Annotated in this window: 25 protein-coding genes; 15 read left to right on the top strand and 10 right to left on the bottom strand. The window is 70.5% G+C overall.

The features are described from left to right. Positions 1 to 328: 328 nt before the first annotated feature. A complete protein-coding gene (nhaA, locus tag WG212_RS14285; RefSeq protein WP_337187779.1) occupies positions 329 to 1,546 on the top strand; it encodes a Na+/H+ antiporter NhaA in 1,218 nt (405 codons plus the stop codon). A 59-nt stretch (positions 1,547 to 1,605) separates the two neighbouring features. Here nhaA and WG212_RS14280 read toward each other — a convergent pair whose 3' ends face one another. Then, the gene (locus WG212_RS14280; RefSeq protein WP_337187778.1) at positions 1,606 to 2,388 is read right to left on the bottom strand and encodes a class II aldolase/adducin family protein; all 783 of its coding nucleotides are present in this window, start codon (positions 2,386 to 2,388) and stop codon (positions 1,606 to 1,608) included. Positions 2,389 to 2,485: 97 nt separating this feature from the next. Between WG212_RS14280 and WG212_RS14275 the strand changes: the two genes are divergently transcribed. The 4 genes from WG212_RS14275 to WG212_RS14260 all read left to right on the top strand — a co-directional run bounded on the left by WG212_RS14275 (position 2,486) and on the right by WG212_RS14260 (position 6,762). Continuing rightward, complete coding sequence (locus WG212_RS14275) at positions 2,486 to 3,139, top strand: Crp/Fnr family transcriptional regulator (protein WP_337187777.1); 654 nt, start codon at positions 2,486 to 2,488, stop codon at positions 3,137 to 3,139. A gap of 248 nt (positions 3,140 to 3,387) precedes the next feature. Then, entirely contained in the window at positions 3,388 to 4,320 is a 933-nt protein-coding gene (locus tag WG212_RS14270; protein WP_337187776.1) for a TauD/TfdA family dioxygenase, read from the top strand. Between the two features lie 38 nt (positions 4,321 to 4,358). Continuing rightward, positions 4,359 to 5,378: a DMT family transporter gene (locus WG212_RS14265; RefSeq protein ID WP_337187781.1), complete on the top strand. Its 1,020-nt coding sequence runs from the start codon at positions 4,359 to 4,361 to the stop codon at positions 5,376 to 5,378. A 100-nt stretch (positions 5,379 to 5,478) separates the two neighbouring features. Continuing rightward, on the top strand, positions 5,479 to 6,762 hold the full coding sequence (locus WG212_RS14260; protein WP_337187775.1) for a nucleoside transporter C-terminal domain-containing protein: 1,284 nt from the start codon (positions 5,479 to 5,481) through the stop codon (positions 6,760 to 6,762). On the opposite strand, the gene WG212_RS14255 is transcribed toward WG212_RS14260, so the two are convergent. Beyond that, positions 6,759 to 7,595, bottom strand: coding sequence for a class I SAM-dependent methyltransferase (locus WG212_RS14255; RefSeq protein WP_337187774.1), 837 nt, complete (start codon positions 7,593 to 7,595; stop codon positions 6,759 to 6,761). The genes WG212_RS14260 and WG212_RS14255 overlap by 4 nt on opposite strands. A gap of 55 nt (positions 7,596 to 7,650) precedes the next feature. On the opposite strand from WG212_RS14255, the gene WG212_RS14250 reads away from it, so the two are divergent. The 3 genes from WG212_RS14250 (at position 7,651) to WG212_RS14240 (ending at position 9,916) form a co-directional block, all read left to right on the top strand. After that, positions 7,651 to 8,283, top strand: a complete 633-nt coding sequence (locus WG212_RS14250; protein WP_337187773.1) for a glutathione S-transferase family protein — start codon at positions 7,651 to 7,653, stop codon at positions 8,281 to 8,283. Beyond that, positions 8,280 to 9,092, top strand: coding sequence for a hypothetical protein (locus WG212_RS14245; protein ID WP_337187772.1), 813 nt, complete (start codon positions 8,280 to 8,282; stop codon positions 9,090 to 9,092). Before WG212_RS14250 ends, WG212_RS14245 begins: the two co-directional genes overlap by 4 nt. Positions 9,093 to 9,172: 80 nt before the next feature. Then, positions 9,173 to 9,916, top strand: coding sequence for an alpha/beta hydrolase (locus tag WG212_RS14240; RefSeq protein WP_337187771.1), 744 nt, complete (start codon positions 9,173 to 9,175; stop codon positions 9,914 to 9,916). Here the strand turns inward: WG212_RS14240 and WG212_RS14235 are convergent. Both WG212_RS14235 and WG212_RS14230 read right to left on the bottom strand, forming a co-directional pair. After that, positions 9,913 to 10,779, bottom strand: a complete 867-nt coding sequence (locus tag WG212_RS14235; RefSeq protein WP_337187770.1) for an SDR family NAD(P)-dependent oxidoreductase — start codon at positions 10,777 to 10,779, stop codon at positions 9,913 to 9,915. The genes WG212_RS14240 and WG212_RS14235 overlap by 4 nt on opposite strands. Positions 10,780 to 10,790: 11 nt before the next feature. Then, positions 10,791 to 11,660 carry a UTP--glucose-1-phosphate uridylyltransferase gene (locus WG212_RS14230; RefSeq protein ID WP_337187769.1) on the bottom strand — a complete coding sequence of 290 codons (870 nt, stop codon included), beginning with the start codon at positions 11,658 to 11,660 and terminating at the stop codon, positions 10,791 to 10,793. Between the two features lie 153 nt (positions 11,661 to 11,813). Here WG212_RS14230 and WG212_RS14225 point away from each other — a divergent pair, with 153 nt between their 5' ends. Next, positions 11,814 to 12,041, top strand: coding sequence for a hypothetical protein (locus tag WG212_RS14225; RefSeq protein ID WP_337187768.1), 228 nt, complete (start codon positions 11,814 to 11,816; stop codon positions 12,039 to 12,041). Between the two features lie 69 nt (positions 12,042 to 12,110). Here WG212_RS14225 and glmS read toward each other — a convergent pair whose 3' ends face one another. After that, entirely contained in the window at positions 12,111 to 13,931 is a 1,821-nt protein-coding gene (gene glmS / locus WG212_RS14220; protein WP_337187767.1) for a glutamine--fructose-6-phosphate transaminase (isomerizing), read from the bottom strand. A 138-nt stretch (positions 13,932 to 14,069) separates the two neighbouring features. Between glmS and glmM the strand changes: the two genes are divergently transcribed. Further along, positions 14,070 to 15,422 carry a phosphoglucosamine mutase gene (gene glmM, locus WG212_RS14215; RefSeq protein ID WP_337187766.1) on the top strand — a complete coding sequence of 451 codons (1,353 nt, stop codon included), beginning with the start codon at positions 14,070 to 14,072 and terminating at the stop codon, positions 15,420 to 15,422. 245 nt (positions 15,423 to 15,667) lie between these two features. Further along, positions 15,668 to 15,829, top strand: a complete 162-nt coding sequence (locus WG212_RS14210; protein WP_337187765.1) for a hypothetical protein — start codon at positions 15,668 to 15,670, stop codon at positions 15,827 to 15,829. 31 nt (positions 15,830 to 15,860) lie between these two features. Here the strand turns inward: WG212_RS14210 and WG212_RS14205 are convergent, their stop codons facing one another. Further along, positions 15,861 to 17,162 (bottom strand): UDP-glucose/GDP-mannose dehydrogenase family protein, encoded by a 1,302-nt coding sequence (locus WG212_RS14205; RefSeq protein ID WP_337187764.1) that lies wholly within the window; start codon positions 17,160 to 17,162, stop codon positions 15,861 to 15,863. Between the two features lie 132 nt (positions 17,163 to 17,294). Here WG212_RS14205 and WG212_RS14200 point away from each other — a divergent pair, with 132 nt between their 5' ends. Next, positions 17,295 to 17,552, top strand: a complete 258-nt coding sequence (locus WG212_RS14200; protein ID WP_337187763.1) for a type II toxin-antitoxin system VapB family antitoxin — start codon at positions 17,295 to 17,297, stop codon at positions 17,550 to 17,552. A gap of 10 nt (positions 17,553 to 17,562) precedes the next feature. Then, positions 17,563 to 17,949, top strand: a complete 387-nt coding sequence (locus WG212_RS14195) for a type II toxin-antitoxin system VapC family toxin (protein WP_337187762.1) — start codon at positions 17,563 to 17,565, stop codon at positions 17,947 to 17,949. A 306-nt stretch (positions 17,950 to 18,255) separates the two neighbouring features. Here the strand turns inward: WG212_RS14195 and WG212_RS14190 are convergent, their stop codons facing one another. The 3 genes from WG212_RS14190 to WG212_RS14180 form a co-directional block, all read right to left on the bottom strand. Continuing rightward, positions 18,256 to 19,758 carry a phosphomannomutase/phosphoglucomutase gene (locus WG212_RS14190; RefSeq protein ID WP_337187761.1) on the bottom strand — a complete coding sequence of 501 codons (1,503 nt, stop codon included), beginning with the start codon at positions 19,756 to 19,758 and terminating at the stop codon, positions 18,256 to 18,258. A 121-nt stretch (positions 19,759 to 19,879) separates the two neighbouring features. After that, complete coding sequence (locus tag WG212_RS14185; protein WP_337187760.1) at positions 19,880 to 20,860, bottom strand: KpsF/GutQ family sugar-phosphate isomerase; 981 nt, start codon at positions 20,858 to 20,860, stop codon at positions 19,880 to 19,882. Beyond that, entirely contained in the window at positions 20,857 to 21,102 is a 246-nt protein-coding gene (locus tag WG212_RS14180; RefSeq protein WP_337187759.1) for a hypothetical protein, read from the bottom strand. The genes WG212_RS14185 and WG212_RS14180 overlap by 4 nt, the downstream gene beginning before the upstream one ends. A 108-nt stretch (positions 21,103 to 21,210) precedes the next feature. Here WG212_RS14180 and gpmA point away from each other — a divergent pair, with 108 nt between their 5' ends. After that, positions 21,211 to 21,921, top strand: coding sequence for a 2,3-diphosphoglycerate-dependent phosphoglycerate mutase (gpmA, locus tag WG212_RS14175; protein WP_337187758.1), 711 nt, complete (start codon positions 21,211 to 21,213; stop codon positions 21,919 to 21,921). 10 nt (positions 21,922 to 21,931) lie between these two features. Here gpmA and WG212_RS14170 read toward each other — a convergent pair whose 3' ends face one another. After that, positions 21,932 to 23,212, bottom strand: a complete 1,281-nt coding sequence (locus WG212_RS14170; RefSeq protein WP_337187757.1) for a serine hydrolase domain-containing protein — start codon at positions 23,210 to 23,212, stop codon at positions 21,932 to 21,934. Positions 23,213 to 23,324: 112 nt separating this feature from the next. Between WG212_RS14170 and WG212_RS14165 the strand changes: the two genes are divergently transcribed. Continuing rightward, positions 23,325 to 23,759 (top strand): deaminase, encoded by a 435-nt coding sequence (locus WG212_RS14165; protein WP_337187756.1) that lies wholly within the window; start codon positions 23,325 to 23,327, stop codon positions 23,757 to 23,759. Positions 23,760 to 23,782 lie beyond the last annotated feature (23 nt).

Below are 23,782 nucleotides of genomic sequence, written 5' to 3'. Positions count from 1 at the left end.
GGAAGGCGAAGGTGCGATTTCCGCGCCTTTCCGCGTCTTCCGCGGTGACATGACGGAGCCTCCGCTCGCGCGGAGGCTCGGGAGCGACTCGCCCGTTCGTGGTTTTCGTGTGGGTTCTTGGCCAGGATTCAGCGGCGCGGCGCCTGCCGTCCCAAAAACCACGCGGCCTTGAACCCCTTCCGTCCCGCCCGTATTTTGCGGCGCAGAGATCAGGCTGGAGGCGCGCCTCCATGCCGGGCCGGCGCCGTCCGATCAGGCAGGCGAACCCGGTCCGACGCCCGTCGATAACCTGGCGTCGCGAATTCATCCCGTTTCCGCGGAGGTTTTCGTGACCCGCAGGTTCACGCTCGATTTCCTGAAGACCGAAACCGCCTCGGGTCTGGCCCTGGGCCTCGCCGCCCTGGCCGCCCTCGTCTGCGCCAATGCGCCCTGGAGCGCGGACTACTTCGCCTGGCTGAAGGGCGTGCATGCCCTGGAGATCGGGCCGCTCCGCCTCGAACTGACCGTCTCGGAGTGGATCAAGGACGGCCTGATGGCCGTGTTCTTCCTCGTCGTCGGCCTGGAGATCAAATACGAGATCCTCCGCGGCGAACTGCGGGATCCCCGCCGCCTCGCCACGCCGATCCTGGCCGCCCTGGGCGGGATGGTCGGGCCGGCGCTGGTCTATCTGGCCCTGTCGGGGCTGATCGGCGCGCCGCACGCGGGCTGGCCGATCCCCCTGGCCACAGACATCGCCTTCGCGCTCGCGATCTTCGCCCTGGTCGGGCGGGGCCTGCCGCCCTCGCTGAGGGTGTTCCTGCTCACGCTCGCCATCGTCGACGACCTGGGCGCCATCGTCCTGATCGCGCTCCTGTTCAGCCAGGGGGTGGCATGGCCGCCCCTGGTCGCCGCCGGCGCGTTGATGGCCGTCATCGCCGTCGTCGGGCGCCGCGTCCCGCTCACGGCCCCGATCTGGAGCCTGGGTTTCGCCGCCGTATGGTGGCTGACCATCCAGGCCGGGCTCAGCACCTCCCTGACCGCTGTCGCCTTCGCCGGCATCGTCCCCGTGGAGCCGAGGCGCGGGACCCTGCAGAGCCCCCTCAGGGACGCGATGCACGACCTGCATCCGTACAACGCCTTCCTGGTGCTGCCCCTGTTCGCCTTCGCCAAGGCCGGGGTCTCGTTCGCCGGCCTCTCGCCCGGCCAGATGCTCTCGCCGCTGGTCGTGGCCATCGCGCTCGGCCTCTTTGTCGGCAAGCAGGCCGGCGTGCTCGGCGCCGCCTGGCTGGCCTCGGCCCTGCGCATCGGGGCGCGGCCCACCGGCGCCACCTGGCTCCAGCTCTACGGCGTCGCGATCCTGTGCGGCGTCGGCTTCACCATGAGCCTGTTCATCGGCGCGCTGGCGTTTCCCGGCGCGGCGGACTCACCCGAGCAGGTCGCGGTCAAGCTGGGCGTGATCGGCGGCTCGATCCTGTCGTCGCTGGTGTCGGCGATCGTACTCGCCGTCGCCGCCCGCGCCCGCCGGCGGACGGCGCCCCAGCCGGAGCCGGCCCTCCCCCCGTCCTGATCGGGGGACCGGGAGGTCCTTCGGAAGGCGCCCCGAGTCCGGGGCGGCCGGCCGCCGGCTCAGTCGCGGAAGCTCGGGTCCATCCGGTCCAGCTTCCGAAGCAGGGCGGGCCAGGCCAGGCCTTCGGCCAGCCGCTTCATTCCCGGCCCGTTCGTCTGGGTCTCGACCTTCTCGGCGACGCCCTGGGGCGGGTTGTAGAGGCCGTCCCGGCCCGCGGTCAGCATCATCACCTGCGCTTCGCAGGCGCGCTCCAGATAGTACATGCGCAGGAACGCCTGGGCCACGGTCTCGCCCACGGTCAGGGTGCCGTGGTTGCGCAGGATCATGGCGTTCCGGGTCCCCAGGTCCGCCACCAGCCGTTCGCGCTCGTCCAGGTCGGTCGCGATGCCTTCGAAGTCGTGATAGGCGACGTCGTGGCGCGCGATCATCGCCGTCTGGGTGTGGGGCATCAGCCCTTCGGCCATGGCCGACACCGCCTGACCGTGCGGCGTGTGCAAGTGCATCACGGCATGGGCGTCGTCGCGGCCCATGTGGATCGCGGAATGGATCACGAAACCGGCCTTGTTCACCGGCTGGCGCATCTCCATGACCCGGTTGCCGTCCACATCGATCTTCACCAGCGACGACGCGGTGATCTCGTCGAACATGTGCGTGTACGGATTGATCAGGAAGTGGTGCTCGGGGCCCGGCACGCGGGCCGAGAGATGGGTGAAGATCAGATCGTCCCAGCGGTAGTGGGCCACGAGGCGGTAGGCGGCGGCCAGGTCGACGCGCAGGGCCCATTCCTCCTCCGAGACCTGATCCCGGATCGAGGGGGCGTCGGTCTTCAGCGCGGTCAGCATGCGGAACTCCTGCGTGTGTTCCTCGCACCATGGCACGGGTGACGCCTGAAGATTGTCGCCGATTTGACAATTGGGGGTCGGCGCCGATGATCTTCCCATGTCGGCCGCGATGACGATCTCCGACCCCTGGTTCACCAGCCTGGCGCCGGGCCGCCGTCAGGCCCTGCTCGACCGGGCCCGTTCCAGCAGCGCCCCGACCGGCGCGCGGGTCTATGGCGTGGGCGATCCGCCGGACGGTCTCTGGGCGGTGGTGGGCGGCGAAGTCCGACTGGTCTCGTATCCGGCGGTGGGCATCGAGTCGGTGGCCATGATCCTGGCCCCCGGCGCGTGGTTCGGCGAACTGTCGGTCCTGGACGGCGGGCCGCGCCCGCACGACGCGGTGGTGGTCCGCCCTGCCGAGTTGTTGCATGTGCCGCTGGCCGCGTTCGAACAGGTCGCCGCCGCACACCCCCTGATCTACCGCGACCTCGGGCGCCTCGTCTGTTCGCGGCAGCGTTCGGCGCTGACCTTCATGGGACAGGCCATCGCGCAGCCGATCGCCGTGCGCCTGGCCCGCGTTCTGGCCGGTGCGGCGCGCGCGTCCGGTCGCGCCCAGGTCCAGGTGCGCCAGGAAGACCTCGCCGCCATGGTCGGCGTCTCACGCCAGACGGCGAACAGGACGCTCCGGGGCTTCGAGCGCGCCGGCCTGATCGAACTGGCCTACGGGCGCATCACCGTGTGCGATCCCGAGCGCTTGCGCGCCGTGGCCTGAGGTCCCCGCGCGGATTCGCTTCCCGACAGGCGCAAGCCTTCAGGTCCGGGGGCGAGCGCAGGCGGGCCGCGCAACCCCTGGCGCCGCGATCAGAATTTCTGGATATCAAAAATCTACTAGACCAATAGGAATTTAGTCCGGCGATGCCGCCTCGCGGCGTCGCAGGGCGAGGGGCGCGGCCTGGCGGGCGCCGATCTTCGTCGAACCAGGACGCTTCCGACCCGCCGCCCGGACACAGGAGACGCGCCATGAGCGCCGACGGCTATCTCTTCCACACGACGAAGCTCGAGGTTGCGCCCGTGGGCGGGCGCATCGGCGCCGAAGTGAGCGGCCTCACCCTGACGCCGGACCTCAACGAGGACCAGACCGCGGCGATCCTCGACGCCCTCTATCGCCACAAGGTGCTGTTCTTCCGCGACCAGCATCATCTCGACGACGCGTCCCAGGAGGCCTTCGCGGCCCGTCTCGGCCGGCCCGTGCCCCACCCCACCGTGCCCGTGCGCGACGGCTCGTCGTACCTGCTCGAACTGGACAGCGCCCACGGCGGCCGGGCGAACTCCTGGCACACCGACGTCACCTTCGTGCCCGACTATCCGGCCGCCTCGATCCTGCGCGCGGTGACCAGCCCCGCGAGCGGGGGCGATACGGTCTGGGCCGACGCCACCGCGGCCTATGCGCGCCTGCCGGCGCCGCTCAAGCGGCTGGTCGACCCTCTCAGAGCCATCCACACCAACGCCTATGACTACGCCGCCACGCGGGCGGATGTGGACCCCGCCCGTCTGGAGCGCCACCGCTCGGTCTTCGCCTCGACCATCTTCGAGACCGAGCATCCCGTGGTCCGCATCCACCCCGTGACCGACGAGCCCACGCTGGTGCTCGGCCATTTCGTCAAGTCGTTCGTTGGGCTTTCCACACGCGACAGCCAGGCTCTGCTCGCGCTGCTCCAGGATCATGTCACCCGGCTGGAGAACACGGTCCGCTGGCGCTGGCGCGAGGGCGACGTGGCCATCTGGGACAATCGCGCCACCCAGCACTACGCGGTCGACGACTATGGCGACCAGCGCCGGGTGATGCGGCGAGTCACCCTCGCCGGCGACGTGCCGGTGGGTCTGGACGGCCGGTCCAGCCGCGCGGTCAGGCCCGCGGCCCAGGATACGGGCCAGGACGCCGACCCCGCCTGAACGGGGTCGGCGCGGCGGCCCGGTGAAGCCGCCCCTGGCTGTCCGGCGCGGGGCGCGGTATCTGGCCGCTCATCGCACCGTCGCCGCCCAGTCCCGATCACCGCCCCCCGCCTTCAGGCGGGCCGGCCGTCCTGCGCGGGGCTGCGGGCCAGGCCTACCTGCTCCTCGTCGTCACCACCTTGAGTTGGGGCGGCAACGCGGTGGTGAGCCGCGCCGCGGTGGGCGAGATTTCGCCCATGCTGCTCACGGCCGGCCGGTGGACTCTTGTCCTCGCCATCCTGGGCGTCTTCGCGGGACGCGCCGTCCTGCGCCACGGCGCGGAACTGAGGGCGCGGTGGCGGTCGATCCTGGCCCTCGGCGCCCTGGGCTTCACGGCCTTCAATGCGCTGATGTACGGGGCGGGACACCTGACCAGCGCGGTCAACATCGCCCTTCTCCAGGGCGCCATCCCGATCTTCGTCATCGCCGGGGCGGCGATGTTCCAGGGCGCCGACATCCGGCGAGGCCAGGTCCTCGGGCTGGTGGTCACCCTCGCCGGCGTGGCGCTGGTGGCGACCCACGGCGACCCGGCCCAGCTTCTCCGCTTCCGGTTCAATCCGGGTGATCTCCTGATGCTCGCGGCGTGCGTCCTCTACGCCGGCTACACCCTCGCCCTGCGCGGCCAGCCGCCGGGCGGCGGCCTCTGGTTCTTCGCCGGGCTCGCGGCCGGGGCGTTCGTCACCTCGATCCCGCTGGCGGCTCTCGAAGCCGGCCTGGGCCGGTCCGTCGGACCCACCCCGGCCGGCTGGGCGATCCTGGCTTTCGTCGCCCTGGGCCCGTCCTTCCTGGCGCAGGTGTTCTACATGCGCGCGGTCGGCCTGATCGGCGCCGCGCGCGCCGGCCTCTTCATCAACCTGGTGCCGGTCTTCGGCGCCCTGCTGGCCGTCGTGCTCCTGAGCGAGCCGTTCCATGCCTATCACGTCCTGGCCCTGAGCCTGGTCCTGGCAGGCGTCCTGGCCTCGGAGGCGTCCGTCCGGGCAGGCCGGGCCGATGGCGAAACGGCCGCGCCGCCGACTTAGGCAGACGCGCCCGCGGGCAGGCGACACCCTTGCGCTCGCTGCGCTTTCGGCGTGGACTGGACGGTCTGAGGCTGCGGACCGGCGGCCTATCGGGGGATGCATGTTCGGACCGGAAAACGCCCAGAGCCTCGTCGGGGTGGCCCTGGTGCTCGGGGTATGCTGGGCGATTTCGGAGAACCGCCGCCGCTTTCCCTGGAAGCTCGCCATCGGGGCCATGCTGGTCCAGGCGCTGCTGGTCCTGGCCCTGTTCGGCCTGCCGGCGCTCAGGGCCGGCCTGGGCGGCGTGGGTGTGGCGGTCGACGGGCTGGCCAGGTCGACCCAGGCGGGCGTGGCCTTCGTCTTCGGCTTCCTGGCCGGAACGCCGAACCAGCCCTACGAACTCACCGATCCCGGCGCGATGTTCGTGTTCGCCTTCCGGGTGCTGCCGGTGATCCTGGTGGTCTGCGCCCTGGCGGCGTTGCTCTGGCACTGGAAGATCCTGGTCTGGATCACCCAGGCGTTCGGCGTCGTCTTCGAGCGCACCATGGGTCTGCGCGGCCCGCCGGCGCTGGCGACGGCCGCCACGGTCTTCATGGGCCAGGTGGAGGGGCCGATCTTCATCCGAAGCTATCTGCCCAGCCTGTCGCGGTCGGAACTGTTCATGCTGATCGCCGTGGGCATGGCCTGCGTCTCGGGCTCCACCATGGTGGCCTACGCGACCATCCTGGCCGACGTGCTGCCCAACGCCGCCGCCCACGTTCTGACGGCCTCCATCGTCTCGGCTCCGGCCGGCGTGCTGCTGGCCCGGATCATCGTGCCCCGCGACGACGCGGTGGAGCAGGCCCAGGCCTACGATCCCCTGGCCGCCAAGAAGTACGACAGCTCGATCGACGCCCTCATCAAGGGCACGACGGATGGCCTCCAGATCATGCTGAACGTGGGGGCGACCCTGATCGTCTTCGTGGCGCTGACGGCCATGGTCAACATGATCCTCGGCAGTTTCGGCGAGGTGGGCGGCGCGCCGCTGTCAGTGGAGCGCGGGCTGGGAATCCTCTTCTCGCCGCTGGCCTGGGCCATCGGCGTGCCGTGGCACGACGCGCCCCAGGCCGGTTCGCTGCTGGGCGTGAAGCTGGTGCTGACCGAGTTCACCGCCTTCATCACCATGGGCGGCATCCCGGTCGAGGACATGGCGCCGCGCAGCCGTGTGCTGATGACCTATGCGCTATGCGGTTTCGCCAACATCGCCTCCGTGGGGATCAACCTCGCCGGCTACTCGGTCCTGGTGCCCGAGCGGCGCAACGAGATCGTGGGCATGGTGTGGAAGGCGATGCTGGCGGGCTTCCTGGCCACCTGCCTGACGGCCTCGATCGTGGGCCTGCTGCCGGCCAGCCTGTTCGGGGTCTAACCGACGGGTTTGCGCAGCACGCAGATCGACTGTCCCAGCGCGCCCTGCGGGACGATGGCGTCGCCCGCGTCGCGCAGTTCGACCATTTCCATCCCCAGTTCGCTGGTCCAGACCCGGATGGCGTTGCGCTCGATGAAGACGTTAAGCGGCGCCTTGGTCCTGGCCTTGGCGCCCTCCAGGGTGGCGCGGAAGATCGGCAGGTGCCCGGGTTCGTGGAACTCCAGGAACGAGAAGACGACCGTTCCGCCGGGCTTCAGCACCCGCTTCGCCTCCTCCAGATACCAGTAGCTCTGCTCATGCAGCAGGTGGGTGAGCACCGAGAAGAAGCAGACCATGTCGGCCTGGCCGTCCTTCTCGGGGACGCCGATGTGGTCGATCACCTTGAAGCTCCAGTCGGGCCGTTCCGTGATCTTGCGGGCGTGCTCCACCAGCGCGGGCACCAGGTCGATCCCCAGGTAGCGGCCCCTGTGCGTCCGGGCCAGCGGCTGTGCGAGGCGGCCCGAGCCGCAGCCCACATCTATCAGATAGCCGTCGTCCGGCGGCAGGCCGTAGTGCGCGATCAGTCCGGCCTCGATCGGCCCGATAGTGTCGAAGCCGTCGCCGATGGCCAGTTCCATCGCCCGGTCGTTGGGAAGTCGGGCCTTGAGGTCGTCGACGAAGGCGACGTACGAGGCCTTGAGGTCGAGCTGGCCCGACGAGCTCCGGCTGCGGAGCGCGCGGCGGACGAGCCCTCCGATCCGCCCCGCCAAGCCGATCTGAACCCCCACGTCGATCGCCTCCAGGTTGTCATTGCCTTGCGAGTGGTAGGCGCCACGCCCGTCTGTGTCCAGCACGCTTGCCTCACCGGCCGGCAGGGGCGTTAGGTTCCACCGAGGTGAGGAGACCCGCATGAAGATCTACGACACGCCGCTTGCGCCCAATCCCCGCCGGGTGCGCTGGGTCATGGCCGAGAAGGGGATCGGCGACATCGAGGTCGTCACGCTCGACCTCATGGAGGGGCAGCACAAGACGCCGGACTACATCGCCAAGGCCGGCCTGCCGAACGTGCCGATGCTGGAGATGGACGACGGGACCTGCGTCACGGAATCGCTGGCCATCTGCCGCTATCTCGAAAGCCGCTATCCCGAGCCCAACCTCTTCGGCCGCACGCCCGAGGAGACGGCCGTGATCGAGATGTGGACCCGCCGCGCCGAGATGATGGTGGCCACGCCGATGATGGTGGGCGTGCGCCACACCCACCCCGCCATGGGCCGGCTGGAGCAGCAGGTCCCGGTGATCGGCGAGCACAACCTGGACGCCTGCCGCCGGGCGCTGAAGGTGCTGGACCGCCGCCTGGCCGAGGGCGAGTGGCTGGCCGCCGGCCGCCTGACCATCGCCGACATCGTGGCCTACATCGGCGTCGACTTCGGGCGGATGGTCAAGTTCGCAATGCCGGACGACCTGACGCACGTCGCCCGCTGGGCCGAGGTCATGCGCGCCCGCCCGGCCGCCAGGGCCGGCATGCCGCAGAGGGCCGCATGATGCGCCGGCGCGACCTCCTGGCGTTGGGCGCGGCGATGGCGGCGGGCCGCGCCTTCGCCCTCGACGCCGGGACCGCCACCGGCCGCTACGGCGGCGAGGACGGGTTCGGCTTCAGCCATGCCCTGGCCCTGGCCGTGGACAACGCCGAGGGCTTCGAGGACAGCGAGAACAGCCTGCGCGTCCTCCTCTCGGACCGCCCGGTCCCGCCCTCGGCCCTGTGCGGCCTCGCCTTCCCGCCGGTGTGGTCGATGGCGACGAAGGGGGAGCTCAAGGGCCTCCTGCTGCGCTTCGACCCCGCCGACCGGGAGTCGCTGGTCGTGACGGTCCTGACGGCTCCCGAGCCGGGCTATTCGCTGATGAACACGACGTTTTCGAGCAGCGAGGGGCTCTGGTCCCGGTTGGAGGTGAGCGCCACGCGTGTGGTCGGCGAGCTCAGCCCCGCCGTCAGCGACGACATGGCGTTCGGCTTCAGCGCGCCGGTCTTCACCAACCCCGTCGAGGCCGACCTGAAGGGCGCGGCCGCCGCCGCGTCCGAGCCGGTGAAGGTGCTGCGGGCGCGCGCCGAGGCGCTGGGCCGCCGCGACCTGGACGCCGTCGCGGCGCTCTCCACGCCCTCGGCGGCGGAAGGCCTGCGCCAGGCCCCGCCGGAGATGATGAAGCAGGCGCCCCGCTTCGCGGCCGAGATGATCCGGCGCCTGAAATCGCCGCGCCGCGTGGTGATCCGTCGCGAGACGGCCGCCGTCATGCTGGGACCGGGCGAATGGGCCAGCGTGTCCCGGATCGACGGCGCGTGGAAGGCGGCGAACTAGCCGGCAAGCTCCGGTCGGGCGGCCGCATCCATCATGGCGGGGGCCTGGACATGACGGCGAGGGACGCGGAAACGGTAGACATGGAGACGCAAGGACACCTCCCGCGGCCGGACGGCGAGCGCCTGGCCTGGAAGCGCGTGGACGGCGCCGGGCCTACGGTGGTCTGGCTGGGGGGGTTCATGTCGGACATGACGGGAACCAAGGCCCAGGCCCTGGCCGACTGGGCGCTGGCGTCGGGCCGCGGCTATGTGCGGTTCGACTACCTGGGGCATGGCGAATCCTCGGGGGCCTTCGCGGACGGCACGATCAGCCGGTGGCGCGAGGACGCCCTGGCCGTCGTGGACGAACTGACGACGGGTGACGTCGTGCTGGTGGGGTCTTCCATGGGCGGCTGGCTGGCCTGCCTGGCCGCCCTGGCGCGGCCGGAGCGCGTGACGGGCATGGTGCTGATCGCGCCGGCGCCGGACTTCACCGAGAAGCTGATGGCGCCGGAGATCCCGCCCGAGGGTCGTGCGGCGCTGGCGGCCGAAGGTGTCTGGATGCGCCCCTCCGAGTATGGCGACCCCTATCCGATCCGGCGCACCCTGCTGGAGGACGGCGCCCGCTGGTCGATCCTGGACGGCCAGCCCGTTCCGATCGCGGTTCCCGTGCGCGTGCTCCAGGGCGGTCAGGACCCCGACGTGCCGTGGCGCCACGCGCTGGAGCTGGCCCAGGCGCTGAAGGGCGAGGACGTGGTCTTCACCCTCGTCAGGGACGGCGACCACCGCCTGTCGCGGCCGCAGGACATCGCCCGCCTGATCGCGGCGGTGGATGAGCTGGCCTAGGGCCGGCGCTCGGCCGCCAGGATCGCCGCCAGGCCCTCGCGATAGGTCGGATAGGCCGGCCGCCAGCCCAGCTCGGCCTTGGCCAGGGCGTTCGAGACGCGCTTGCTCTCGGCGTAGAAGCGCAGGGCCGCCGGGGAGAGGCCCGCGTCCGCCAGCGCCGTCTCCGGCGGCGGCGCCAGGCCCAGCAGTCCGGCGGCGTGGGCGATCACGTCGCTGTTGGGCGCGGGCTCGTCGTCGCACAGGTTGTAGGCCGCTCCCGCGCGCGGCCGGGCGATCGACGCCTCCAGGCCGGCGGCCAGGTCGTCCACGTGGATGCGCGAGAACACCTGGCCGGGCGCAGCGATCCGGCGCGCTTGGCCCGCCCGCAGCCGGTCGAAGGCCGAGCGGCCGGGACCGTAGATGCCCGGGAGGCGAAAGGCGGTCACGGTCAGGCCCATGCCGCGCCCCACTTCGAGCCAGTCGCGCTCGGCGCCGACCCGTCGGGCCGCTTCCACCGACTGGGCGGCCAGCCGGCTGCGCTCGCTGACCCAGCCGCCCCTGCGGTCGCCGTAGACCCCGGTCGTGGAGAGATAGCCGGTCCAGTCGGGAAAGGCCCCGGCCTCGGCCATCGGCCCGACGAGCGTGTTGAGTCCGGGGCATCCCTGCGGCCCCGGCGGCGCGGTGATCAGCAGGGCCCTGGAGCGGCCGAGCGCCTCCGTGAGCGCATTGCGGTCGGCGAGGTCCAGAGGCTCGAACCCGTCGGCGGCGATGCGGCTCCGGCCTTCGGCGTCCCTGTAGGTGGCGCATGCGGTCCAGCCCCGGGCGGCCAGCCGAAGGGCCAGCGCCCGACCGGAAAAGCCGTAACCGAAGAGGAAGAGGCGCATCCTGTTCGCCCCTACAGCAGCTCCCCGATGGCCCTGCGGGCTGCGTCGCCCAGGTCGGGTCGCGCCAGGGCGAAGGCCACATTGGCGCGCAGGAGGCCGATCTTGTCTCCGCAGTCGTAGGTGGTCCCCTCGTACTCCAGGGCGTGGAAGGGCTGGGTCTTCATGAGGTTCACCATGCCGTCGGTGAGCTGGATTTCCCCGCCCGCGCCGCGTTCCTGCGTCTCCAGAATCCCGAAGATCTCAGGCTGCAGGATGTAGCGGCCCGAGATGAACAGGTTCGACGGCTCGGTCCCAGGCGGCGGCTTCTCGATCATGCCGACCATGCGGTTGAGGCGGCCGTTCTGACCTTCCAGGGCGACGATCCCGTACTTGTGCGCCTCGCCCTCCGGGGCCGGCTCGACGACGACGACGTTGCCGCCGGTCTTCTGGTAGGCCTCCACCGCCTGGACCAGGGCGGGCGGGTCGGCCTGCATCAGCATGTCGGGCAGCATCACCGCGAAAGGCTCGTCGCCGATGACGTGGCGGGCGCACCAGACCGCGTGACCCAGGCCCAGCGGCGCCATCTGGCGGATGAAGCTCATCTGTCCCGGCTCGGGCAGATCCCGGCGCAGGTCTTCCAGGATGTCGACCTTGCCCTTGGCGGCCAGGGCCTGCTCGATCTCCGGGATGGCGTCGAAATAGTCCTCGATGGCGGCCTGGCCGCGGCCGACGATGAAGACCAGGTGCTCGATTCCCGCCGCGCGGGCTTCCTCGACGATGTAGCTCAGGATGGGGCGGTCGACGACGTTCAGCAGGTTCTTCGGGGTGGTCTTGCCAGCCGGCAGAACGCGTGTGCCGAGGCCCGCCACCGGCAGCACCGCCTTCTTCACCTGCCTGTTCATGGGTCCTCCGCACGCCACCTGGGCGCTCCCCTAAAGCGATCCGCCGCCGCAGCGCGCGCTTCTGCGGTACGTCAGCCCATCACGATTTTGAGATTACGGGAAGTTGTGTAACGTCCCCGCCGTCGGGGGATTCACCCCCAGGGGAGCCTGTACATGAAGCTTCGCGTGCTCACGATCACCGCCGCCGGCGTCATGGCCCTTGGCCTGGCCGCCTGCCAACAGAAGGAAGAAGCGGCTCCGGCCGCCGACGCCGCGCCTGTCGACGCCGCCGCCGAACCGGCCGTCGAAGCCCCGCCGGCCGACGCCGCGGCGCCCGCGGATGCGGCTCCCGCGACCGATTCGATGATGGCCGCCCCGCCGGCGACCGAGCCTGCGAAGTAAGCCGGACGATCGGACCGGCTCGGAATTCTGGAACGGCCGTCCCGCCCGGGGCGGCCGTTTTCCTTTGCGCTATTCGACGGTCACCGACTTGGCCAGGTTCCGCGGCTGATCCACGTCGGCGCCCTTCTGCACGGCCACGTGATAGGCCAGCAGCTGGATCGGCGGCGAATAGACCAGCGGCGCGATCAGCGGGTCGCATCGCGGCGCGGTCACCACCACCCGGGCCCCCTTCGGCGCGTGCCGTTCGCCTTCGGAGTCCGTGATGAACACCACCTGTCCGCCGCGCGACATCACCTCGTTCATGTTGGAAGCCGACTTCTCGAAGTAGCTGTCGAAAGGCGCCAGGATCACGATGGGCGTCTGCTCGTCCACCAGGGCGATGGGGCCGTGCTTGAGCTCGCCCGCCGCATAGCCCTCGGCGTGGATATAGCTCAGTTCCTTCAGCTTCAGCGCGCCCTCCAGCGCCAGGGCGTACATCGGCCCGCGGCCCAGGTAGAGGACATCCCGCGCCTTCGCGACCTCCTGGGCCACGGCGCGGACCGCATCCTCCAGCTCGATCGATTCGGCGATGAGGCGAGGGGCCTCCAGCAGAAGGCGGACCATCCGCTGCTCCTCGGCTTCGTCGATCCGGCCGCGGGCGCGGGCCGCGGCGACCGCAAGCGCCGTCAGCACGCTGACCTGGGCCGTGAAGGCCTTGGTCGAGGCCACGCCGATCTCCGGGCCGCAGTGGATGGGCCAGACCACGTCGGCTTCGCGGGCCATGGTGGATTCCTGGGCGTTCACGATGGCGGCGCTCTTCATGCCCTTGGCCTGGCAGTAGCGCAGGGCCGCCAGGGTGTCGGCCGTCTCGCCGGACTGGGACACGGCGATCACGAGCGAGTCCGGGCGCAGGGCGGGCTGGCGGTAGCGGAACTCCGAAGCGATCTCGACATCCACGGGCAGGTCGGCGAGTTGCTCGATCAGGTACTTGCCCAACAGGCCCGCGATGAAGGCGGTGCCGCAGGCCACGATCTGGATGCGTTCCAGCCTGGCGAAGTCGATCCCGCCCGGCACGGCCGTGCGGCCCGTGGTGGCGTCCACATAGGCGGCCACGGTACGCTGGCACCCCTCCGGCTGGTCGTGGATCTCCTTTTCCATGAAGTGGCGATAGTTGCCCTTTTCGACCAGGGCCGCAGAGGCGGGCACGACTCGGACGGGCCGCGTCGCAGGCGCGCCGGACTGGTCGAAGATGCGGGCCTCGCCGTGGCGGATGGCCACGTAGTCGCCTTCGTCCAGGTACGACACCCGGTTCGTGAAGGGACCTACGGCCAGGGCGTCTGAGCCGATGAACATCTCGCCGTCGCCATACCCCACCACCAGCGGGCTCCCGCGACGTGCGCCCAGGACGAGGCCATCCTCTCCTGCGATCAGCACGCCCAGCGCATAGGCGCCGACAAGCTGGTCCAGCGCGGCCGTGAACGCCTCCAGCGGCGCCTTGCCCGTGGACAGTTCGTGGTCCAGCAGGGCGGCGATCACCTCGGTGTCGGTGTCGCTCTCGAACGTCCGCCCGGCGGCCGCCAGGCGCTCTCGGATCTCAGCGTAGTTCTCGATGATGCCGTTGTGGACCAGGGTCACCCGGCCGGCCCTGTGAGGATGGGCGTTTCGTTCGGTGGGGGCGCCGTGGGTGGCCCAGCGGGTGTGCCCGATACCCACCGTGGCGGAGAGGGGATCAGCGGCCAGGACCTCCTCGAGCGCCCTGATCTTGCCCGCGGCGCGCCGCCGGACGACATCGTCGCCCATGATCCCGGCGACGCCGGCCGAATCATATCCGCGGTACTCCAGCCGCTTCAGGCTCTCGATGAGCCGTTCCTGCACCGAATGCGTGCCGACGATGCCGATGATACCGCACATGTGGCCTGGGCTTCCTTATATGGTAAGGGCGAATCCGGTGCGGTCACCCCGTGACCGGCGCCTTTAGCATTAGCAAAGGCCACATGGACTAAATCTGGGTTTCGGTTCGTTTCCAGAGCATTTCCGGCAGATTATCCCATGAGCAAGCGCGCCTACTTCGGCACTGACGGCATTCGCGGCGAAGCCAACCGCCATCCCATGACGGCCGAGGTGGCCCTCAGGGTCGGCATGGCCGCCGGCAAGCTCTTCATGTCGAAGGACGACCGGCGTCACCTGGTCGTGATCGGCAAGGACACGCGGCTTTCCGGCTACATGATCGAGCCCGCCCTGGTCGCCGGCTTCACCAGCGTGGGCATGGATGTGCGATTGTTCGGCCCCCTGCCGACCCCCGGCGTGGCGATGATGACCCGGAGCCTGCGCGCCGACCTGGGCGTCATGATCTCGGCGTCGCACAACGCCTACACCGACAACGGCATCAAGCTGTTCGGGCCGGATGGCTACAAGCTCTCGGACGAGCAGGAACTGGCGATCGAAGCCCGCATGGACGAGGGGCTGGAGCAGAACCTGGCCGCGCCGGGGGCGCTGGGCCGTGTGCAGCGGATCGACGATTCCCAGGCCCGCTACATCGAGATCGCCAAGGCCACCTTCCCGCGCCGGCTCAACCTGTCGGGCATGCGCATCGTGATCGATTGCGCAAACGGGGCCTCGTACAAGGTGGCGCCTGCGGCCCTCTACGAGCTGGGGGCGGAGGTGATTCCCGTCGGGGTCGCGCCAAACGGGAGCAACATCAACGAGGAGTGCGGCTCCACCCATCCCGCCGCCATGCAGAAGGCGGTGAAGGAGTATCGCGCCGACATCGGCATCGCCCTGGACGGCGATGCCGACCGGCTGGTGATCTGCGACGAGAGGGGCCAGGTCGTCGACGGCGACCAGATCATGGCCATCATCGCCGGCGAATGGGCCCGCCGCCAGCGGTTGCGGGGCGGCGGCGTGGTCGCCACGGTCTATTCCAACCTCGGCCTCGAACGCTTCCTGGCCGACCGCCAGCTCAAGCTCGAGCGCACGGCGGTTGGCGACCGGGCGGTCATGATGCGCATGCGCGAGGCCGGCTACAACGTGGGCGGTGAGCAGTCGGGCCACATCATCCTGTCCGACTTCTCGACCACGGGGGACGGCCTGCTCTGCGCGCTCCAGGTGCTGGCCGTCCTGAAGGAGGGCGACCGGCCGATGAGCGCGCTGGCCCGGCAGTTCGAACCCGTGCCGCAACTGCTGGAGAACGTGCGCTTCTCAGGCGGCAAGCCGTTGGAGAACGACGTGGTGAAGCAGGTGGTCGCCGAGGCCGAACAGCGCCTGAACGGCTCGGGCCGCCTCGTCATCCGGGCGTCCGGCACCGAACCCCTCATCCGCATCATGGCCGAGGGCGACGACGCGAAGCTCGTGAGCCAGGTGGTCGAGGAGATCGCCGGCGCCGTGAAGAAGGCCGCCGCCTGAAGGCGGACCCTCGCGGCGGACCCTCACGGACCCCGGCGTTCCCGACGTCCTCCTCGCGCGCGGCAGAGCCGTATTGCCGCCCCCGCGACCCCGGGGTTCGGGGCCCGCCATGCCGCGACGCCGGAGCGCGCGTTCCCCCGAGCCGCCGGCGCCCGTAACCCTAGCCATTCCTGAATCCTTGTGTCATCGTGGACACAATCACCCGGCTCGACATGGGTGAGCACGACGGAACTTGGGAGGATTTCATGCGGCGTGATCTCGCCCTTGGTGGCGCTGCGCGGCATATCGAGCGGCCGGCCCGCTCGATCGCGTGCCTGGCTTTCGTGGGACTTCTCGGAGCCGCCTTCTGGGCCGGCGCCGCGGTCATCGTGGAGCGCGTTCTCCACACCCCCGGCCTGGGCTTCTGACAGTCGGCTCCGCCTGCGCTGCTGCGCAGGCTCAGCTCCGCCCGACGCTGAGATACTGGAAGCCGCGGGCGCGCATGTCCGCGGGTTTGTAGATGTTGCGCAGGTCGACGAGCACCGGCTTCTTCATGAGGAGCTTGATGCGGTCGAGGTCCAGGGCGCGGAACTGGTCCCATTCGGTGATGATCACCAGGGCGTCGGCCCCCTCGGCGACCGCGTAGGGATCGTCCTTGAAGTCGACGTCCGACAGCAGCGCGCGCGCCTCGTGGCCCTCGGGGTCGTAGGCCTGGACCCGGGCGCCCTTGTCCTGCAGCGACGGCACGATGGCCAGCGACGGCGCGTCGCGCATGTCGTCGGTGTTGGGCTTGAAGGTCAGGCCCAGGACGCCGACCGTCTTGCCCTTGAGGTCCCCGTCCAGCGCCTTGACCACCTTGCGGGCCATGGCGCGCTTGCGCTCGTCGTTGACCTTGATGGTGGTCTCCACCAGCTCCACGGGCGAGCCGGCGTCGCGCGCGGTGCGCACCAGGGCGATGGTGTCCTTCGGGAAGCACGAGCCGCCATAGCCGGGGCCGGCGTTCAGGAACTTGCCGCCGATCCGGCCATCCAGGCCGATGCCCTTGGCCACCTGCTGCACATCGGCGCCCACCGCCTCGCAGAGGTCGGCCATCTCGTTGATGTAGGTGATCTTCAGCGCCAGGAAGGCGTTGGCGGCGTACTTGATCAGTTCGCTGGTGCGGCGGCTGGTGAACAGGATCGGGGTCTCGTTGAGGTACAGAGGGCGGTACAGTTCGCGCATCACCGCCTGGGCGCGCTCGTCCGTCGTGCCCACCACCACGCGGTCGGGCCGCTTGAAGTCCTCGATGGCCGCGCCCTCGCGCAGGAACTCGGGGTTCGACACGATGGCCACGTCGGCGTCGGGCCGCACGCGCTTGAAGATGGCCTCGATCTCGTCGCCGGTGCCGACCGGCACGGTCGACTTGGTCACCACCACGGTAAAGCCCTGGACCAGGCCCGCGATCTCCTCGGCCGCGGCGTAGACGTAGGAGAGATCGGCGTAGCCGTCCCCCCGCCGCGACGGGGTGCCCACGCCGATGAACACCGCGTCGGCCTCGCGGATCGCCTGGGTGGCGTCGGTGTCGAAGAACAGGCGGCCCGCCTTCACGTTGCTGGCCACCAGCTGGTCCAGCCCCGGCTCGTAGATGGGGATGCCGCCGGCCTTGAGCTGCTCGATCTTGGAGGCGTCCTTGTCGATACAGGTCACGGTGTGGCCGAAGTCGGCGAAACAGGCCCCGCTGACGAGGCCCACATAGCCCGTCCCGATCATCGCCACGCGCATTCAAGAACTCCCTGGAAGGCAGCGCCTTTCACCACGCAGGCGCCCGCGCCGCAACGGCACAACGGTATCGCGGTGCAGCAATTTGCGGGCCGATGGTGAAGAACCTGCGATCATGATAAATTGCATCCCGTCATGACAAAGCCGATCCAGATCAGGAATGACGACGCCGTCCGGGAGGTCCGCGAGGCCGCCGCGCTGACGGGCCTTTCGATCACGAAGGTGGTCGCGGAAGGGGCGCGGCTTGTGGCGGAACGCGCCAGGCGTGTCCGAAGTCCAGAGGATCGCAGGCGCGAAGTGGACCGTTTGCTCGCCGAGTTTCGGGCGCTCCCGAAGACGGGCGAGACGCTCGCCGACGACGACCTCTACGACGACTATGGCCTTCCCAAGTGATCGTGCCCAAGTGATCGTGGTCGATGCCTCGGCGCTGCTTGCGATCCTCCTTGACGAGCCTGAAGCCGATGCATTCCGACGCGTCCTCGAGGCCAACCCGTCGCTGATTTCCCCCGTCAACTACTGGGAAGTCCTGGCTCGGGCCCACAAGGAAGCCAAGGAACCAGGCGCCAACCGCGCGCTCAACATCGTCTCCGCCCTCGGTGTTCAGGTCGCAGAGGTCGGCGCGCTGGACGCTCATCTCGCCTATGGGGCTTTCGCACGCTTCGGCAAAGGCGTCGGCGGCCCGTTGAACCTCGGCGACTGCTTCGCCTACGCTCTGGCCGAGCGCGAAGGCGACGGCCTGCTGTTCAAGGGCGACGACTTCCCGAAGACGGACGCGAAGCCCGCGATCTGATCGGGCTCAAGGTTCGGCGAGGGGTGGAGAGGCGACGTCCGCGCCTCTTCCTCTCTCCTTGCTCGTCATCCCCGGGCCCCGTCCCGGGGATCCATCCCTCGGCGGCGAGGCAGCGGGTGCGGGCCGCCAGGGGGCGGCCCGCCGCACAGCATAGCGGCGGCGGAAACATGGATCGCCGGGACAAGCCCGGCGATGACGTTCAGATTTGAGAATCTGGGGCCAAGGTCCGCAACGGGGTCGATTGCAGACCTCGGCAACAACACGCCCGCCACCTCGTGGCGATCCCGCGTCTCGCTCTCTGACCGCTCAGATCTCCTGATTGTAGGCGCCCACCTGCGGCCGCTTGGCCAGGCGGGGCTTCACCTCGTCGCGGAACAGGGCGCGCATGTCGTCCTCGGACTGCGTGCTCTCCACCACAACCACGATCTCGGGCTTGTTGGACGAGGCGCGCACCAGCACCCACGAGCCGTCCTCCAGCGCCGCGCGCACGCCGTTCACCGTCACCAGGTCCACGATCCTGCGGCCCAGGATGGTCCCGCCCGCGTCGCGCAGGGCCGTGTACTCGGCCACCACGTCGTCCACGACGCCGTACTTCTCCTCGTCGGCGCAGTGCGGGCTCATGGTCAGCGAGGTCCAGGCGACCGGCAGGGCCTTCTTGAGGTCGCTGAGCTTCTTGCCCGGGTTGCGCTCCAGCATGGCCAGGATGGCGGCGGCGGCCACCAGCCCGTCGTCGTAGCCGCGCCCGATCGGCGGGTTCATGAAGAAGTGGCCGCTCTTCTCGAAGCCGGCCAGGGCGCCCAGTTCGGCGGTCTTGCGCTTGATGTAGCTGTGGCCGGTCTTCCAGTAGACCGTCCTGGCGCCGTTGGCCTTCAGCACCTCGTCGGTGGCGAAGAGGCCCGTGGACTTCACGTCCACCACGAACGTCGCGTCCCCGTGCAGGGCCGACAGGTCGCGGGCCAGCATCAGGCCGATCTTGTCGGCGAAGATCTCCTCGCCCTCGTCGTCCACCACGCCGCAGCGGTCGCCGTCGCCGTCGAAGCCCAGGGCCAGGTCGGCGCCGTGGTCCTTCACCGCCGCGGCCATGGCGTGGAGCATCACGCTGTCCTCGGGGTTCGGATTGTACTTCGGGAACGTCCAGTCCAGCTCGCAGTCCATCTCGATCAGGTTCGCGACGCCCATCTTGCGCAGCGCCTGGGGCGCGAAGGCGCCGGCCGTGCCGTTGCCGCAGGCGGCGATCACGGTCAGGGGCCGCTTCAGGCTGACCCGGGCGGCCGCGTCCTCGATGTAGCGTTCGGCGACGCCGGCGATGTGGGCCACCGAACCGCCGGGCCGCTGGGCCCACTTGCCGCCCAGCACGATCTCCTTCAGCCGCCCCATCTCGTCGGGGCCGAAGGTGAGCGGCCGCTGGGCGCCCATCTTCACGCCGGTCCATCCGTTCTCGTTGTGGCTGGCGGTCACCATCGCCACGCACGGCGCGTCCAGATCGAACTGGGCGAAATAGGCCATCGGCGAGACCGCCAGCCCGATGTCCAGCACCTCGCAGCCCGCAGCCACCAGGCCGATCGTCAGCGCCTGCTTGATCGACAGCGAATAGCTGCGGAAGTCGTGGCCCACGACAATCCGCGTCTGGCCCATCTCGTGGATCAGCGTGCCCAGGCCCAGGCCCAGGGCCTGGACGCCCAGCAGGTTGATCTCGGGCCCGAACAGCCAGCGCGCGTCGTATTCCCGGAAGCCGGTCGCTTTCACCAGCGGGGCGTTCTCGTATTCGAAGGTGTTGGGCTTCAGGTCGGCGCGGGGGGCGGAAAGCATGAGGACTCCGGGCGGACGGCGTGTCGGGCGTGTCTAGCCCGCCCCTAATGGCGAGGCCACTGCGGAAGGCTTAACGGGGAAAGGTTCCTCCCCCGTCGTCTTCGCGACAGGGCAGGAGCGATCACATCACCCCGGCGCGCAGCAGGTCGTGGACATGGAGGATGCCCAGGGGCTTGCCGTCCTCGACCACGAACAGGACGGTCACCGCCGGAGGCGGATCGCTCATCAGGGCCAGGGCCTCGCCGGCCAGCATGCCCGGCGGGGCCGTCTTTCTCGGGCCCGGCGTCATCACCTCGCCGGCGGTGTGGTCCAGCAAGCCCTCGATGTGGCGGCGCAGGTCGCCGTCGGTGATGGCGCCCAGGAGCCGGCCCTGGGGATCCACTACGCCGACGATCCCCCAGCGCTTCTCGCTCATCACCAGCAGGGCCTCGCGCATCGGCGTCCCGGGGGCCACCAGCGGCAGCTCCTCGCGGCCGTGCATCAGGTCGGCGGCGGTGCGCAGCATGGCGCCCAGCTTGCCGCCGGGGTGGAAGTCCCGGAACTGCTCGGGCCGGAAGCCGCGCCGCTCCAGCAGCGCCACGGCCAGGGCGTCGCCCAGGGCGATCTGCAGGGTGGTGGAGGTGGTGGGCGCGTTCACCGCCGCGGCCGCCTCGGGCGCGTCGGGAAGCTGGAGCACGATGTCGGACGCCAGGCCCAGGGCGCTTTCGGGCGCCGTCGTCATGCCGATGAGCGGGATGTGGAAGCGGGCGGCGTAGGCGATCACGTCGGCCAGCTCGCGCGTCTCGCCGGTCTTGCTGAGCGCCAGGATCACGTCGTCGGCCCCGATCATGCCCAGGTCGCCGTGGCTGGCCTCGCTGGCGTGGACGAAGATCGCCGCCGAGCCGGTGGAGGCGAGCGTGGCGGCGACCTTGCGGGCCACATGCCCCGACTTGCCGATGCCGGTGCAGACGATGCGGCCGCTCCTTGGCGCATCCTGGGCCTGGAACAGCATCTCCACCGCCTCGGCGAACGGCTCGCCCAGGCCGGCGGCCATCCGGCCGAGGGCCTCGGATTCCGTCTCCAGCACCCGGCGGCCGACGGCGATGGTGTCATGGCGAGTCATTGGGAGGGGGCGATCGCCTGGTTCTGGATGTTGCGGACGGCCTGGCGCGCCTGTTCCGCCCGGCGCTGGGCGGCTTCGTGCTGGCGCTGCATCCGGGCCTGCATCTCGGCGGTGCGTTGCACGGGCTCGTGGCCGAACGGCGCCGGCGAGCGGTCGCCCAGCCCCTGCGGCCAGACCATCGCCAGCGCGACGGCGGCCGCGGCGGCAAGCCCAAGGAGCGGCAGGTAGAAGCGGTCCAGCATCGGCCCGCTATAGCCGCTCTGGGCGAAGTGCGAAACTTGACGGCCCCGGCGCGATTGCCTAGCCGGACCGCCTCGCACGCCCGCCCGCACGCCCGAAGGAGCCCGCCCTTGCCCACCCTGATCCTGCTGCGCCACGGCCAGAGCCAGTGGAACCTGGAGGACCGCTTCACCGGATGGGTGGACGTGGACCTGACGCCCCGGGGCGAGGCCGAGGCGAAGAAGGGCGGCGAACTCATCAAGGCGGCCGGTATCGCCATCGACCGCGTCTTCACCTCGGTGCTGACCCGCGCCATCCGCACCTCATGGCTGGCGTTGCACGCCGCCGGCCAGGCCTATGTGCCCGAGATCAAGGACTGGCGGCTGAACGAGCGCCACTATGGGGGCCTGACCGGCCTGAACAAGACCGAGACCGCGGCGAAACACGGCGACGATCAGGTGAAGATCTGGCGCCGCAGCTACGACATCCCGCCGCCGGACCTGGCGCCGGGCGGCGAGTTCGATTTCTCGAAGGACCGCCGGTACGCCGGCCTCGACCTGCCGGTCACCGAGAGCCTGAAGACCACACTGGTGCGGGTCCAACCCTACTGGGACGCCGAGATCGCGCCTTGCCTGAAGGCGGGCGAGACCCTGCTGGTGGCCGCTCACGGCAATTCGCTGCGCGCCATCGTGAAGCTGCTGTTCGGCGTCTCGGACGACGCCATCGTGAGCGTGGAGATTCCCACCTCGAACCCGCTGGTGATCGAGCTGGACGCCGGGCTGAAGCCCACCGCCGCGCGCTACCTGGACGCCGAGCGGGCGACGGCCATCCCGCCCGTCTGATACCCGACCTTCAGGCGGCGGCCTGCCGGGGGCGCATTCGCCAGCCCAGGATGACGCCCGCGAGGAGGATCAGGACGGCGCCCGCGGCCAGGATCGTCGCCGTTCTGCGCGCCTCCATCAGCAGTAGGAAGGTGTCGACCTTACCGGTCCGCCAGAACACCCACTCGCCGGCCAGGCGGGTGGCCAGCAGCGGCGCGCCGCTTTCCAGAACGACGATGCCGTCGCCGCTGGCCGGATCGAAGCGGGCGGCGGTGTTGATCGCCGGCTCGTTGTTGCCGTCGTGGCCCACGATGTGGCCGCCGGCGCCGTTCGGGGCGTACAGGATGAGGCCCAGGCCCCAGAAGTCGGCCCCCATCTGCCGCGCATGGGGGCGGCGCATCTCCGCCAGCGTCGAGGGACTCAGCACGCCGCGGCCCGGCGCGGCGCCGTCGGGGCCGGGCAGGTGGGCCTGGATCAGGCGGGCCATGTCGGCCGCGCTGGTGTAGAGCGCCGCCGCCGCCGCGGCCGTGAAGCGGTAGTGCGTCGCGGGTTTGCCCCCCTCGCCGTAGAAGCCGGCCAGGTTCTCGACGCCCTCGGCCGGGGTCACGAAGGTGGACCGCGCCATGCCCAGGGGTTGCAGCACGGCGCGCTGCATATAGGCCTCGAAGGTCTCGCCGGTGACGTCCTCGATCAGGAGTTGCAGCAGGGTGTAGCCGCCGCCCGAGTATCGCCAGGCTTCGCCGGGCGTCTGCCCGACGCGCACGTATCCATCCCGGCCGGGGGAAGCGTCGGCGGCGCGGGCAAGCGATTCGGGCAACGGTTGGAGCGGCTGGCCCGGCTCGAAGCCCGCATAGCCCAGCCCGTCGGTCAGGCCGGCGGTATGGCTGAGGAGTCGACGGACGGTGACGCCACGGTTGTCGAAGTCGCCGGGTGGAAGGCGCCAGCGCTTCAGGTAGGTGTCGACCGGCGCATCAAGGTCGATCCGGCCGCCCTCGGCCAGCGTCATGACGCCCAGCGCGGTCACCCACTTGCTCAGCGAGGCCACCTGGAACAGCGTGTCCCGATCCACGGGCGCGCCGAGCGAGAGGTGATGTTCCCCCGTGGGCCGGCCACCTTCGATCAGCAGCAGGGACAGCGCGCCTGGCCTTTCGGCGTCGGCCAGCCGCGCGGCGGCCGACATAAAGGCGGCGGCGTCTCCGGGCGGCGCCAGCGGCCGGCGCCACCACCCCTCCAGCGTTCCGGCGAGGAAGACCGCGGCCCAGACGGCGAGGGCTCCGACCGTGGCGAGGGCAGTGAGGATCAGACGTCGCATCGAAGGCCCCCGAGGTGGCCGCAGGGAGACGCCACGCGCGGCGATCGGATGTTGTCGGCGGAGCGCGCGATCTACAAGTAGGCGGAGCGGCGACCGGACCAGGATGGAGACGATGCGCGACGAGGATTTCATGCGCCGGGCCATTGCGCTTGCGGCGGAGAACGTGGGCCGGACGGCCGACAACCCGTCTGTGGGCTGCGTGATCGTGGCCGCCGGCGCCATCGTCGGCGAGGGCGCCACCGCGCCGGGCGGGCGGCCCCACGCCGAGGAGCAGGCCCTCGACGCGGCCGGCGGCGCGGCTGCCCGCGCCACGGCTTATGTCACGCTGGAGCCCTGCGCCCGGCGCTCGTCCGGGGGCCTGTCGTGCAGCGAGCGGCTGGCGGCGGCGGGCGTCGCCCGCGTGGTCGTGGCCTGCGTCGACGAGTCGGTCTTCGCCGACGGCGCCGGCGTGCGGCGCCTGCGCGAACACGGGATGGCCGTCGAGGTGGGCCTGCTGGCGGACGAGGCGGCGGCGCTCTATGCGGACTACCGCCCGGCGGCAGGCTGAGGGGCTTGCCCCGCCCCCGCTTC

Origin of the sequence: Phenylobacterium sp. (assembly GCF_037189685.1) — a bacterium.
GTDB lineage: Bacteria > Pseudomonadota > Alphaproteobacteria > Caulobacterales > Caulobacteraceae > Phenylobacterium.
The sequence above is the reverse complement of the archived record's forward strand: the minus strand, read 5'-3'. Positions and strand labels throughout refer to the sequence as shown.